Source organism: Streptomyces sudanensis (assembly GCF_023614315.1).
Classification (GTDB): Bacteria; Actinomycetota; Actinomycetes; order Streptomycetales; family Streptomycetaceae; genus Streptomyces; species Streptomyces sudanensis.
On the sequence record NZ_CP095474.1, the window covers coordinates 3911930 to 3925225 of the forward strand.

13 protein-coding genes are annotated in these 13296 nt (G+C 73.8%); 10 read left to right on the forward strand and 3 right to left on the reverse strand.

The window, feature by feature from the left end; genetic code table 11:
* Positions 1–150: 150 nt before the first annotated feature.
* Both MW084_RS17995 and MW084_RS18000 read left to right on the forward strand, forming a co-directional pair.
* Complete coding sequence (locus tag MW084_RS17995) at positions 151–1323, forward strand: ROK family glucokinase (protein WP_010470692.1); 1173 nt, start codon at positions 151–153, stop codon at positions 1321–1323.
* The gene (locus tag MW084_RS18000) at positions 1320–1916 is read left to right on the forward strand and encodes a hypothetical protein (protein WP_010470690.1); all 597 of its coding nucleotides are present in this window, start codon (positions 1320–1322) and stop codon (positions 1914–1916) included. Before MW084_RS17995 ends, MW084_RS18000 begins: the two co-directional genes overlap by 4 nt.
* Positions 1917–2141: 225 nt before the next feature.
* On the opposite strand, the gene MW084_RS18005 is transcribed toward MW084_RS18000, so the two are convergent.
* The 3 genes from MW084_RS18005 to MW084_RS18015 all read right to left on the reverse strand — a co-directional run bounded on the left by MW084_RS18005 (position 2142) and on the right by MW084_RS18015 (position 5533).
* Entirely contained in the window at positions 2142–2591 is a 450-nt protein-coding gene (locus MW084_RS18005) for a winged helix-turn-helix transcriptional regulator (protein WP_010470687.1), read from the reverse strand.
* A 111-nt stretch (positions 2592–2702) separates the two neighbouring features.
* The gene (locus tag MW084_RS18010; RefSeq protein ID WP_158684320.1) at positions 2703–3866 is read right to left on the reverse strand and encodes a thiolase family protein; all 1164 of its coding nucleotides are present in this window, start codon (positions 3864–3866) and stop codon (positions 2703–2705) included.
* A gap of 233 nt (positions 3867–4099) precedes the next feature.
* Positions 4100–5533, reverse strand: coding sequence for a DHA2 family efflux MFS transporter permease subunit (locus tag MW084_RS18015; RefSeq protein WP_010470683.1), 1434 nt, complete (start codon positions 5531–5533; stop codon positions 4100–4102).
* A 433-nt stretch (positions 5534–5966) separates the two neighbouring features.
* Between MW084_RS18015 and MW084_RS18020 the strand changes: the two genes are divergently transcribed.
* The 8 genes from MW084_RS18020 (at position 5967) to MW084_RS18055 (ending at position 13278) form a co-directional block, all read left to right on the forward strand.
* Positions 5967–7205 (forward strand): cytochrome P450, encoded by a 1239-nt coding sequence (locus MW084_RS18020; RefSeq protein ID WP_275563684.1) that lies wholly within the window; start codon positions 5967–5969, stop codon positions 7203–7205.
* Between the two features lie 90 nt (positions 7206–7295).
* Complete coding sequence (locus MW084_RS18025) at positions 7296–8189, forward strand: alpha/beta fold hydrolase (RefSeq protein ID WP_010470679.1); 894 nt, start codon at positions 7296–7298, stop codon at positions 8187–8189.
* 187 nt (positions 8190–8376) lie between these two features.
* On the forward strand, positions 8377–8715 hold a 339-nt coding region (locus MW084_RS18030), incomplete at its 3' end, for an acyl-CoA thioesterase domain-containing protein (RefSeq protein ID WP_275563685.1).
* Between the two features lie 92 nt (positions 8716–8807).
* Positions 8808–9173, forward strand: a complete 366-nt coding sequence (locus tag MW084_RS18035; protein WP_338057719.1) for a thioesterase family protein — start codon at positions 8808–8810, stop codon at positions 9171–9173.
* Positions 9174–9225: 52 nt separating this feature from the next.
* Positions 9226–11001, forward strand: a complete 1776-nt coding sequence (locus MW084_RS18040; protein ID WP_010470674.1) for a fatty acyl-AMP ligase — start codon at positions 9226–9228, stop codon at positions 10999–11001.
* Positions 10998–11963 (forward strand): acyl-CoA desaturase, encoded by a 966-nt coding sequence (locus tag MW084_RS18045; RefSeq protein ID WP_010470672.1) that lies wholly within the window; start codon positions 10998–11000, stop codon positions 11961–11963. Before MW084_RS18040 ends, MW084_RS18045 begins: the two co-directional genes overlap by 4 nt.
* Before the next feature lie 6 nt (positions 11964–11969).
* The gene (locus MW084_RS18050) at positions 11970–12950 is read left to right on the forward strand and encodes an acyl-CoA desaturase (RefSeq protein WP_010470671.1); all 981 of its coding nucleotides are present in this window, start codon (positions 11970–11972) and stop codon (positions 12948–12950) included.
* 43 nt (positions 12951–12993) lie between these two features.
* Positions 12994–13278 carry an acyl carrier protein gene (locus MW084_RS18055; protein ID WP_010470669.1) on the forward strand — a complete coding sequence of 95 codons (285 nt, stop codon included), beginning with the start codon at positions 12994–12996 and terminating at the stop codon, positions 13276–13278.
* Positions 13279–13296 lie beyond the last annotated feature (18 nt).

Sequence of the window (13296 nt, forward strand, 5' to 3'; positions counted from 1 at the left end):
AAGCGGACCGCGGCGCCCGGCCCGGCCCCGCGTCCCGCGCCGCGAACCGGGGCGGGCACCCGCTCCTGGCAGAATCGACGGCGGCGGGCGCCGCCCGCCGCCGGACCCGCAGCGCGCCCGGCCCACCGACCGGCAGGGACGACAGGACCCGTGAGCACGTACCGCGACCCCCGACGCGCCACGGAACGCGGCACCCGCCCGCGCGCCGCCGGCAGCCGCGAGCGGCGCTCCCACCTGACCGCCCCCCGCGTCCCCACGGTCGGCGTCGACATCGGCGGCACCAAGGTGCTGGCGGGCGTCGTCGACGCCGACGGCGCCGTCCTGGAGAAGGTCCGCGCCGAGACCCCCGACAAGTCCAAGAGCCCGAAGGCCGTCGAGGACACCATCGTCGAACTCGTCCTCGACCTGTCCGACCGGCACGACGTCCACGCCGTCGGCATCGGCGCCGCCGGGTGGGTCGACGCCGACCGCAGCCGCGTCCTGTTCGCCCCGCACCTCGCCTGGCGCAACGAGCCCCTGCGCGACTCCCTCCAGGCCCGGCTCGCCGTCCCCGTCATGGTCGACAACGACGCCAACGCCGCCGCCTGGGCCGAGTGGCGCTTCGGCGCCGGCCGAGGCGAGGACCACCTCGTCATGATCACCCTCGGCACCGGCATCGGCGGCGCCGTCCTGGAGGACGGCCGGGTCAAGCGCGGCACGTACGGCGTCGCCGGCGAGTTCGGCCACATGCAGGTCGTCCCCGGCGGCCACCGCTGCCCGTGCGGCAACCGCGGCTGCTGGGAGCAGTACAGCTCGGGCAACGCCCTCGTGCGCGAGGCCCGCGAGCTCGCCGCCGCCGACTCCCCGGTCGCCCACACCATCGTCGAGCGCGTCGGGGGGAACACCGCCGACATCACCGGCCCCCTCGTCACCGAGCTGGCCCGCGAGGGCGACGCCATGTGCGTCGAGCTGCTCCAGGACATCGGCCAGTGGCTCGGCATCGGCCTCGCCAACCTCGCCGCCGCCCTCGACCCGTCCTGCTTCGTCGTCGGCGGCGGTGTCAGCGCCGCCGACGACCTGCTGATCGGGCCCGCCCGGGACGCCTTCCGCCGCAACCTCACCGGCCGCGGCTACCGCCCCGAGGCCCGCATCGCCAAGGCCGAGCTGGGCCCCGACGCGGGCATGGTCGGGGCCGCCGACCTCGCCCGGCTGGTCGCCCGCCGCTTCCGCCGGGCCAACCGGCGCCGCGTCGAGCGCTACGAACGGTACGAGCGGTACGCGCAGGCACTCCGTGCCGGCGGCGTCCGCAGCCCCAGGAACACCACCGAGGAACCAGGAGCATGAGCCCCACCGAGACCCGCACCGACACCACCCGGCCCGCCCCGGTCCGGACCGCTCCCGGCCCGGCGGGGGAGACCCGCGCCCAGACGATCCGCCGCCGCTGCTTCACGGCGCTCGTCATCGTCCTGCTCATCGGCATCCCCGCCGGCTACCTGGTGGTCTCCGCCGAGCAGAGCCGCTCCAGCGGCCGGGACAAGGAGGCCGAGTCCTCCGTCAGCGGCCTGAGGTACACCTGGCCGTCCAAGATGAAGCGCCGGATCTTCGAGGTGCCGATCCCCGCCTACTCCCGGAACGTGGCTTACTTCGAGACCAGCAACTGGAAGTCGAGCCGGCTGTACGTCCAGTTCACCACCACCGGCACCGGACTGGACGCCTTCCTCCGCGGCAGCGGCACCGCCCGCGCGGAGCTGGAGGCCGGCCGGGTCACCGTCGGCGCCCGCGACGCGGGCGTCGTCGGCTGGACGTTCCCGCCCGGCCGCCGCTGGTACGGCACCACCCACCGCCAGGACCGGCCCCGGCCCACCCGGGACATCACCGTCGACCTGACCGACCCGGCGGCCCCCCGCGTGTACGTCGTCTCCACCGCGACGCCCTGACCCCGCCCCGTCCGCCCCGTCCGCGCCGTCCGCGCCGGGCCCCGGACGGAGAGCCGCCCCGCGCCACCGCGCGAAAGGGCCCGCGTGGAAGGACCCGCGTGAAAGGCCCGCCCGGAGGCGGACCTGCGCGGCCCGGGCCCCTCGGGCCGGGCGCGCGGCGCCCGTGCGGGGAGCCGGGGCGGCCGGGGCCCGCCGCGGGGAAGGAGCCGGGAGCCCGGCGGACCCTCAGTCCGGGACCTCCGCCCCCCTGCCCGTCGGGGAGTGGACGTTGTCGCGGACCGAGCCGCCGCACGCCTGGCACACCACGGCCGGGACGAGGATCTCGCCGCAGGTGTGCCGCCAGCGCACCGGGGGGTCCTCCGGGTGCAGGTGCCGGTCGCCCCAGCGCATCAGGGTGAGCAGGACGTCCCCCAACTCGCGCCCGGACGGGGTGAGGTGGTACTCGTACCGGGGCGGCCGGTCGTTGTACTTCTCGCGCCGCACGACGCCGGAGGACTCCAGCTTGCGCAACCGCGTGGTGAGGATGTCGCGTGAGGCGCCGGTGTTGCGAACGATCTGGTCGAAACGGCGCGCTCCGTGCATGATCTCGCGCACGGCGAGCAGCGTCCAGCGTTCACCCACCAGCTCGAGGGTGGCCGCGATGGAGCACTCCCTCGGGGCTGTCAACTTCGGCATGCGGCCGAGTCTAGGTCAGTGGGTCCCGTTTCCGAACGGTCGGGTTTCGGCCGCCGGAGAGGGCGCCCCGCGGCTCCCGCCGCTCCCGTCGACGCTCCCGACGCCGCACGGTCAGAGGCACTCGATGACGGTGGCGTTGGCCAGCCCGCCCGCCGCGCACATCGTCTGGAGGCCGTACCGGCCGCCGCGGTCCTCCAGGGCGTGCAGCAGCGTGGTCATGACGCGGGCCCCGCTGGCGCCCAGCGGGTGGCCCAGCGCGATGGCCCCGCCGCGCACGTTGAGCTTGTCCAGATCCACGCCCGTCTCGCGCTGCCAGGCCAGGACCACCGCCGCGTACGCCTCGTCGACCTCGAACAGGTCGATGTCGTCGATGCGCAGGCGGGCCCGCTCCAGCACCCTGCGGGTGGCGGGCACGACGGCCGTGAGCATCATCACCGGGTCGTCACCGGCCACCGCGAACGCCCGGAAACGGGCGCGGGGCCGCAACCCGAGGCGCGCGGCGACGTCCGACCCCATGACGAGGAGCGCCGCGGCCCCGTCGCCGAGCGGTGAGGAGTTGCCGGCCGAGACGGTCCAGCCGATCTCGGGGAAGCGTTCCTCCATGCGGGGGTCGTAGTAGGCGGGCCGGAGGGCGGCCAGCGCTTCGGCCGTGCCGGCGGGGCGCACGGTCTCGTCCCGCTGGCCGGCCCAGGCCACCTCCCGGTCGAACTCCCCGCGCCGCCACGCCTGGGTGGCGCGCTGGTGGGACACGAGGGCGAAGGAGTCCTGCTCCCTGCGGCTGATCTTCCAGCGGGCGGCTATCAGTTCGGCGCCGATGCCCTGGCCTATCGGCCCCCCGTGGTAGTACCGGGAGAACTCGGAGCCGAACGGGTCGCTGCCGGGCCGGACGCCCGACGCCGCCGGCACGCGCGACATGGACTCCACGCCGCAGGCGACGACCACGTTGCACACACCGCTGAGCACGCTCTGGGCCGCGATGTGGGCGGCCTGCTGGGAGGAGCCGCACGGCCGGTCGACCGTCATGCCGGTCACGCCCCCGGGGAACCCGGCGGCGAGCACGGCGTCGCGCACGGTGGTGAGGGACTGGTCGCCGACCTGGCTGAGGCACCCGCCGACGACGTCGTCGATCAGCGCCGGGTCGATGCCGGCCCGGTCCACCAGCGTGCCCAGCGTCCTGGCGAGCAGGTCCACCGGGTGCTCGCCGTGCAGGGCGCCTCCGGGCTCGCCCTTGCCGGTCGGCGTACGCACCGCTTCGACGATCACTGCATCCCGCACGGGGACCTCCTGGTGTGGAGCACGGACTTCGGATGGGGGCCGGAGGGGGCCGCGCCGATGCGAGGGGGACGTCGCACCGGGGGCCGCCGGGCGGCGGCCGGCCGGGTCCTCGCAGGTGAGGGGGCGTCACCCGCGCGGTGTCCCCTCCGAGGACGCCGTCGCGCGCGGGGGAGCGCCGGGCTCGTCGGGCCCGTGCGGGACGCCCGGTCGCCGCACCCGCGCGCGAGGGCGTGTCAGGGCCGCTCGGCCGCGCCGCCGGGCACCCGCCCGGCCATGCCGACCAGCAGGCTGACGACCGCGGCGGCGCCGGTGGCCACCATGGTCATCAGCCAGCCGTCGTCGAAGGCCGCCAGGACCTCCGCGGTGCCCTTCGGCGTGCCCATGGCGGCCACCAGGAGCGCGATGCCGAGGACCGTGCCGACCTGGCGGGCCATGGTGACCACGCCCGAGCCGGTGGAGAAGCTCTGCGGGGGCAGCGCCGTGACGGCGGCCGTGACCAGGGTGGGCAGGGTCAGACCGACGCCGACGCCGGTCAGGAGCATGCCGGGCAGCATCCCGGTGAGGTAGTCGGCGCCGGGCGTCATCCACGCGTACCACCAGGCGATGCCCGCCGCGAACACCACGCAGCCGGCCACCGCGATCGGCCCGGCCCCGACCCTGCGGGCCAGCGGGCCGATGGTGACGGCCAGCACCGGCGGCAGCAGGGTGCCGGGGAAGATGGCGAGGCCGGTCTTCAGCGGCGACCAGTGCCACACGTCCTGGCACCACAGCACGGCCGACAGCAGCATGGCGGCGAAGGCGACGGCGAACAGCACGTTCGCCAGCGACGCGGGGCTGAACGCCGGGATCCTCAGCAGGGGCAGCGGCAGTACGGGGGAGCGGTGCCGGGCGGAGCGCGCCACGAACCACACCAGCAGCACGACGGTCAGTGCCAGCGAACCGAGGAACGCCGGCGAACCCCAGCCCCACTCCTCGCCCTTGACCAGGCCCAGGGCGAGCGCCGCGACGGCGACCGTCAGCAGGCCGGCGCCCAGCAGGTCGGGGCGGGGCAGGTCCCGGGCGGGGACGCGCGGCAGCACCCGCACGCCGGCGACCAGGGCGGCGATGCCGACCGGCACGTTCACCAGGAAGACCCAGCGCCAGTCCAGTTCGGTCAGCAGCCCGCCGGCGACCGGGCCGAGCGCGCTGGCCACGCCGCTGATGGCGGTCCAGGCGCGTACGGAGGAGACGCGCCGCTCCGGCGGGGTGGTGGCCAGCAGCAGGCCGAGGGAGGAGGGGATGAGCAGGGCGGCGCCGACGGCCTGCACCACCCTGGCCGCGACCAGGAACCAGACGCCGGTCGCCAGCGCGCACAGGGCGGACGCCGCGGTGAACGTCACCAGGCCCGCGAGGTAGGCCGTGCGCGGGCTGGTGCGGTCCGCGAAGTTGCCCGCGGGCACCAGGAGGGCGGCGAAGACCACGGCGTAGGCGTTGAGCACCCAGGACAGGGAAGCCAGCGAGGAGCCGCCGAAGTCCTCGCCGATGCCGGGCAGGGCGACGTTCACGATGAACACGTCGAGGTTGGACATGGCGACGCCGGCCGCGATGACGGTGAAGACCAGGCCGAGCCGTGGTCGGGGCGCCGGAGGGTCGGGGGTGGCGGTGGTCTGTTCGTCGGGGAGGCTCATGTTCTTCCCGTCATCGGTTCGGTTTTCCAACTTACGTGCGTCGGGAACGTAGCAACGCCGCGGAGAGGGCCGCAACCGCTCCCCGGGTACACCGCGCCCGCCTTCTTCGCCGCGTCGCGACCGGAGCGCGAAGGGGCCGTGCGGCGTGCCGAGGCAGTGCGGTGGGGCGGCCCGCGCGGTCTTCGCGCGGCGGCGGAACCCGCCATCCGGCATATGCCGAGGGAGGGTTGTCAGCCCCGGGGCCCGTTGTTACGATCGCCCGCCGTGAGGGTCGGTTTCTCCGACCCACTCCCGGGAGCACGCCGTCCCCCGCTCGCCGCGGCCTCCCGTCGCTCGTCGCGCGCACAGGCGCGTACCGCACCACCACGCACCACCCCGTACGACCCCGTACGACCTTGCGCGGAAGCAGCCGGTACAGCCGAGAGGACCCGGAGTGACAGTGAGCCCCGCCGACTCCCTGCTCGACCCCCTCGAAGTGATGGGCCGTCTTCTGGCGCCCGAGGGGAAACAGGACCCGTATCCGCTGTACGAGAAGATGCGCGCCCACGGGCCGGTGGTGGACGTGGGCGGCGTCCACGTCTTCGTCACCGGCCACGCCGAGTGCGCCCGGGCCCTGCGCGAGCCGGACCTGCTCTCCACCGACGCGGCCGTCCAGGACGCCAGGCTGCCGGGCTGGCGGGACCACGCCTCGTGGCGCTGGCTGACCCGCAACATGCTCTTCTCCAACGACCCCGACCACGAGCGGTTCCGGCGCTTCTTCGGCGGCGCCTTCTCCGCGCGCAGCGTGGCGGCCTGGCGCCCCCTGGTGGAGCGGCGGGCCGAGGAGACCGTGCGCCACGTCGTCGAACTCGGCGCGGACGGCTCCGTGGTCGACCTCGTCCCCGAGTTCTCCTACCGCATGGCCACCGGCGTCATCGGCGAACTCCTCGGCATCCCCGACCAGGACCAGCCGGGGCTGCGCGGCATCATCGGCGACATCACCATGACCCTGGAGCCCATCAGGGACCTGAAGCAGCTCCTGCCCGGCGACGCCGCCATGGAGAAGCTCGCCGACTACTTCGGCGACCTGGTCGCCCGGCGCCGAGCCGAGCCGCGCGACGACCTCACCAGCGCCTTCGTCCGCGCCCGCGACGCCGGCGGCGAGCTGAGCGAGGAGGAGCTGGTCGCCAACCTGATGCTGCTGCTCGTCGCGGCGGTCGAGGCCCCGCAGGACCTGCTCGGCAACATGGTGCGCCTGGCCCTGGAGCACCCCGAGGAGGGCGAGCGGCTGCGCACGGACCCGCAGGCGGCGCCCGGGTTCGTCGAGGAGACCCTGCGCTTCGAACCGGCGGCGCAGGTGCTCAACCGGGTGGCCGCCCGCGACCTGGACTTCTTCGGCGTGAAGGTCGCCGAGGGCGTTCCGCTGACCCTGCTGATCGCCGCGGGCAACCGGGACCCGCGCCGGTTCACCGACCCGGGCGTCTTCGACCCGTCCCGCCGGGACAACCAGGCGCTGACCTTCAGCGGCGGCGCCCACTACTGCCTCGGCGCCGCCCTGGCCCGCATGTCCGCCGAGACCGTGGTGCCGCTGCTGCTGAGGCGGCTCCCGCGGATGGAGCTGGCCGGCCCCGCCACCTTCCGCGACCAGCTCGTGCAGCGCGGACACGACCGCCTGCTCGTCACCGCGATCTGAGCCCGCCCCGGCCGGCCCGCCCCTCCCACGGGGCGCCGCCCGCCCGTGCGCGGGCGGTCGCACGACCGCCCGCGGAAAGCGAGGAGACACGTGCCGACGACCGCACCGCCCGACGACCGCGAACTGGCCGCCTCCCTGGACGGCGACTTCACCAGCGACCATGCCGACCTGGGGGACGTACGGCTGCACTACGTGAGCGGCGGCCGGGGCGAGCCGCTCTTCCTGCTGCCCGGCTGGCCGGAGACGTGGTGGGAGTACCGCAAGGTGATGCCGACGCTGGCGAAACGATTCCGCGTCGTCGCCGTCGACATACGCGGAATGGGTGGCTCCAGCAAGCCGGCCGGCGGATACGACAAGAAGACGATGGCCGGGGACATCCGCGCCCTCGCCCGCCGCCTCGGATATGAGCGGATCAATGTCGCCGGCCACGGAATCGGCTCCATGGTGGCCTTCAGTCACGCCGCCAACCATCCCGAAGCCACGATCAGACTGGCCATGCTGAACGCCACCCACATCGACGACAGCTACCACGAATTCCGCATCATGCCCCGCCCGGGGGACCCCGGTCCGCACCGCTGGTGGCTGGCGTTCAACCTCGTGCCCGAATTCCCGGAAAAAGTTCTCTCCGGGCGGTACCGGCACATGGTGGACCACATGTTCGGCCTCAGCCTGCTGAATCCGGACGCCGTCCCGCCCCGCGACAGGGACGTCTACGCCCGCGCCTACGACTCCCCGGAGGCCATCCGTGCCAGCCAGGCGTGGTTCCAGGCATACCAGCAGGACATCGAGGACTTCCGCGGCTACGGCAGGCTCACCGTGCCGGTCCTCGGGCTGGCGTACGGCCCCTTCCACGACTACATGGCCGAGAAGCTGCCCGAACAGGGCACCGACGTCCGCGTGCGCGAGATCAAAGGGACCCGCAACTACCTCGTCGAGGAACAGCCGGAAGCCGTCGCGTCCGAGCTCCTCCGGTTTTTCGGCTGACTTTCCCCCTGCCAGGCGGGAAACGGCCGGGTTAGGGTGGTGCAACCATTCGGGTAAACCTCTCCGTACGGCGGTCGGCGTCAGAATGAAATGCCCTGCCACTCCTCTGCTGACTGTCCGTCATGTGGCGCTCCTCACAACGGAATATGCCTGTCCAATAACGAACGGACGAGCTACCGTTGCGTACATGCTGACTGGTCATGAGGCGATCTCTCCGGGGGCGTTGCTGCGAAATCCCTCCGAAGGCTGGGTGGAGGCGGAAAACCACCTGCGGGGATTCGGCGGATTCCACGGCGGACTGGCCCTCGCCCTGCTCGCCTCGGCCACCCGGGCGCACGCCCCGGGGCTGACGCTGCGCAGCGTCACCGGGCGCTTCGACCGGCCCGTCGGCTCCGGCTTCACCGTCAGCACCACCCTCCTGAGGTCCGGCCGGACCACCGCCGCCGTGACCGCCCGCGCGGAGAGCCCCAAGGGCCTGCACATCGAGGCGTCCGCCGTCTACGGCCGCCCCGACGAGCACGCCTGGNCCCCCGTCGCNCCCGCGCCCCCGAGGCCCCCGCGCCGCGGGAGTGCGAACCCTTCGCCATCCCGCCGGAGTTCGTGCCCATCTCCGTCAGCATGGAGATCCGCCCGGTCGGCACCGCCCGGCCCTACGCGGGGGGACCCGACCCCGAGCTGGTCGCCTGGGTCCGCCTGCTGGAGGACGACGCCCCTCCGGACGTGTTCCGCTTCGTCTTCCTCATGGACGCGCTCGCCCCCTCCTACGCGGCGGTGCTCTCCGAGCTCGTCCTGGTGCCCACGGTGGAGCTGACCGTCCGGCCCGGCGCGGGCCTCGCCGGCGCCTCCTCGCCGTGGGTGCTGCTGCGGGCCCGGACGCTCGCCGCCACACCCGGAGGCTGGGTGGACGAGCAGATCGACGCCTGGGGTCCGGACGGCACGCACCTGGGCACCGCCCACCAGCTGAGGGTGGTCCGCGCGGGCTGAGCCGAACCGACGCACGTTTCCGGCAGAGAACCGACCTGAAAGGCCGTCACCTGTGGAACCGTTCGACCACGCCTCCGGCCCGTCGCTGGTGCACATCCTCGACCAGCGGGCCCTGCGAACCCCGGACCGGCTCGCCTTCCGCTTCCTCCCCGACGGGACGAGCGACCACCTCGTCGACTGGACGTACGCCGACCTCGCCGCCCGCGCCGAGGCGGTCGCCGCCCGGCTGCGGGAGCGGGGCGTCGACGGGGGCCGGGTCGTCCTCGCGCTCGACCCGGGACTGGACTACGTCGCCGCGCTCTTCGGCATCATGCGCGCCGGATGCACCGCCGTCCCCTGCTTCCCGCCCTTCGGGCGCCGCGCCGTCGCCCGCTTCCTCTCCATCGTGGCGGACTGCGCGCCCTCGGCCGTCATCACCGACGCCCGCTTCACCGGCCAGGTGGACGACTTCCACCGGGCGCTCCCCGCCTCGTCGGACCGGCCGCGGTGGCTCTTCCCCGACGAGGAGTTCTTCCTGGCCCGTCCGGACGGAGGGGTCCCGCCGCGCGTCGTCGAGCCCGCGCTGCTCCAGTACACCTCCGGCTCCACCGGCGACCCCAAGGGCATCGTCCTGGAGCACGAGCACCTGCTGAGCAACTGCCGGGTGCTGGAGAAGCACATGGGGTACGAGGAGGACCGCGTCGGGTGCTCCTGGCTGCCGCCCTACCACGACATGGGCCTGATGGGCACGATCATGCTCGCGGTGCACGGCGGCTGGCCCCTGGTGACGATGTCCCCGCTGCACTTCGTCCAGGACCCGTACCGCTGGCTGAAGGCGATCAGCGACCACCGGGTCACCATCACCGTCGGCCCCAACTTCGCCTTCGACCTATGCGCCACCACCGTCGGCGACGAGGAGCTGGCCGCGCTCGACCTCAGCACGCTCCGGCAGGTCTTCTGCGGCAGCGAACCGGTGTCCCGCGCGACCCTCGACCGCTTCCGGGACCGCTTCGGCCCGGCCTGCGGCTTCGACCCGTCGTCCGTCATCCCCTGCTACGGACTGGCCGAGGCCACCCTCTTCGTGTCCGGCAAGCCCCTGGGCGTCCCCGGCGTCCCGGCCGTACGGCTGGACAGGGAGGCGCTGGAGCGCGGCGAGGTGCGCCGGACCGGCGCCCGCGACACCGGCGCCGCGGTGGACGTCGTCAGCTGCGGCACGGTCGCGCACGGCCACCACGTCCTCGTCGTCGACCCCGACTCCCGGCGCCCGGTGCCGCCCGGCCGCGTCGGCGAGCTGTGGGTCGCCGGCCCCAACGTGGCCGCCGGCTACCACGACCGCCCCGACCTGACCGCCGCCGCCTTCCGGGCGCGCCCCGAGGGCGCCGCCGACGGACCGGAGTACCTGCGGACCGGCGACCTCGGCTTCCTCCTCGACGGCGAGCTCTTCGTCACCGGCCGCCTGAAGGACCTGATCGTCATCAGCGGCCGGAACCTGCACCCGCAGGACATCGAGGAGTCGGTGACGCGCGTCGACCCCGCGATGCGCAGGGCGGCGGCCTTCTCCGTGCGCGCCGCCGACCGCGACGAGGAGGAGGTCGTGGTCGTCGCCGAGTACCGGGGGACCCCACGGGAGTTCGCCGCGCGGGAGAGCGGGCTGCGGGAGCGGGTGACCGAGGCGGTCACGGCGGACCACGGGGTCCGGCCGGCCGCGGTGCACTTCGGCCCGCCCGGGACGGTCCTGACGACCACCAGCGGGAAGGTGCGGCGCGCGGCCACCCGGGCGGCCTACCTGTCGGGCGGCCTCAAGGCGTTCGCGCCCGTCGCCGAGGAGGCCGGGGCGGTGCTGTCGTGAGCGCCGCCGACACCGGGGCCGACCGCGCCGGGTACCGCGCCTCCGCCGCGGACGCCCCCGCCCCGGTCGACGCCGCCGCCCGCAGGCTCGCCTGGATCACCGTGGGCGTGCCGACCCTCGGCACGGCCGCGGCCCTCGCCTTCGCCTGGGAGTACGGCTTCACCTGGGTCGACGGCCTGCTGCTGGTCACGATGTACGCCCTCACCTCGCTGGGCGTCGAGGGCGGCTTCCACCGGTTCTTCTCCCACCGGTCGTTCTCGGCCGGACCGGCCGTCACCGCCTTCTGGGGCATCGCCGGCAGCATGGCCGCCCAGGGACCGGTCGTCTTCTGGGTCGCCATCCACCGCCAGCACCACGCCTTCACCGACCGGGACGGCGACCCGCACTCGCCCCGGGCGCTCGGCCCCGGCCTGGCCGCCCGGCTGCGCGGACTGTGGCACGGCCACGTCGGCTGGCTGTTCACCGTGCGCCGCCAGGAGTGGGGCAAGCGGGCCCCCGACCTCGTACGCGACCGCCTGGTCATGAGGCTCAACCAGTACTACTTCGTCTGGGTACTGGCCGGCCTCGCCCTGCCGACGCTGCTGGGCTGGCTGCTCACCGGCGGCACGGCGCGCGGGGCGCTGGGCGGCCTGCTGTGGGGAGGGTTCACCCGGATCTTCCTCCTCGACCACGTCACCTGGGCGGTCAACTCCGTCGGCCACACCCTGGGCAACCGGCCCTACCGCACCCGCGACAACAGCAGAAACGTCGCACCGCTGGCCGCCCTGTCCGTCGGCGGCTCCTGGCACAACAACCACCACGCCCGGCCCGGCCTGGCCCACAACCGGCACGGCCTGTGGCAGATCGACCCGACCGGCGCGGTCATCCGGGCCATGGACCGGCTGGGCCTGGTCTCCGACGCGCGCTACCCGGAACGCCTCCGCACCGACACCGAGGAACACACCGCACGAGAGGGGAGTTGATCAACGATGTCATCGGCCGCCACCCCCGCCGTCGGCACCGGCGCGAACGCCGCCACCGCCGTCGCGAACGCCGTCGTCAGGCTCGACCCCGTCAGCCTCAGGATCAAGCGGTTCTCCGCGCTGACCACGATGACGCTGCCGCTCATCGGCACCGTCGCCGCCGCGTATTTCCTGTGGACGGGCCGCTACACCGCCACCGACCTGTGGCTGTTCGGCGCCATGTACTTCGTCCACATGTTCGGCATCACGGTCGGCTTCCACCGCTACCTCGCCCACAAGGCGTTCAAGACCTCGGCCGCCTTCGAGGCCGTCATGATGATCACCGGCTCGATGGGCGCCCAGGGCCCGCTGATGTTCTGGGTCACCACCCACCGCCGCCACCACCGCTTCAGCGACCGGGAGGGCGACCCGCACTCGCCCAACCTGCACGGCCGGGACCTCAGGGCCCGCATGCGCGGCCTGTGGTACGCGCACATGCCGTGGATGCTCAGCCCCGAGACCACCAAGTGGACCGTCTTCGGACCCGACGTGCTGCGCAACCGGCGGCTGATGTACTACCACCGCACCTACCCGGTCTGGGTGCTCACCGGCCTGCTGATCCCCGCCGTGATCGGCTTCGCCGTGGAGGGCACCGCGACGGCGGCGCTGACCGGCCTGGTCTTCGGCGGGCTGGCGCGCATCTTCGTCGCCAACCAGGCGGCCTGGTGCGTCGGCTCCATCTGCCACGCCTTCGGCGGCCGGCCCTTCGACAACGACGACCGCAGCGCCAACAACTGGCCGGTGGCCGTCCTCACCTTCGGCGAGGGCCTGCAGAACAACCACCACGCCTTCCCCGGCTCCTACCGGCACGGCGTCACCTGGTGGGAGCCGGACCTCAGCGGCTGGCTCCTGGCCGGCCTCGGCAAGCTCGGCGTCGTCTGGGACCTGAGGGAGCCCGACAAGGCCACCATCGTCAAGCGCAGGAAGCAGGCCAAGGCGGCGGCGTGAGCGCGCCGCACCGACCCGGCACAGCGAGACAGGAGCGTTTCAGGTGTTCAAGAGGAAGAAGACGGTCCCGCGTCCCGAAGGACCGCTGACCGAGGAGTCGCTCAGGCAGTGGCTCGTCGACTACCTGGCCGTCCACGTCGAGATCCCCCGCGAGGACATCGACACGGCCAAGACGTTCGAGGCGTACGGCCTGGACTCCCGGGTGGCGGTCCAGGTCTCGGGAGCACTGGAGAAGATCGTCGAACGCCGGCTCTCCCCGGGCCTGCTGTACGAGCACCAGTCCATCGATGCTCTGAGCACGTATCTGGCCAAGGAACTCCACCTGTAGCACGGGACGTTCTGTCAC

Bases quoted from the DNA above. Each gene is read 5' to 3' on its own strand.
- MW084_RS18000 (WP_010470690.1), top strand. From the start codon at position 1,320: ATGAGCCCCACCGAGACCCGCACCGACACCACCCGGCCCGCCCCGGTC.
- MW084_RS18005 (WP_010470687.1), bottom strand. From the start codon at position 2,591: ATGCCGAAGTTGACAGCCCCGAGGGAGTGCTCCATCGCGGCCACCCTC.
- MW084_RS18015 (WP_010470683.1), bottom strand. From the start codon at position 5,533: ATGAGCCTCCCCGACGAACAGACCACCGCCACCCCCGACCCTCCGGCG.
- MW084_RS18035 (WP_338057719.1), top strand. From the start codon at position 8,808: ATGGAGATCCGCCCGGTCGGCACCGCCCGGCCCTACGCGGGGGGACCC.
- MW084_RS18050 (WP_010470671.1), top strand. From the start codon at position 11,970: ATGTCATCGGCCGCCACCCCCGCCGTCGGCACCGGCGCGAACGCCGCC.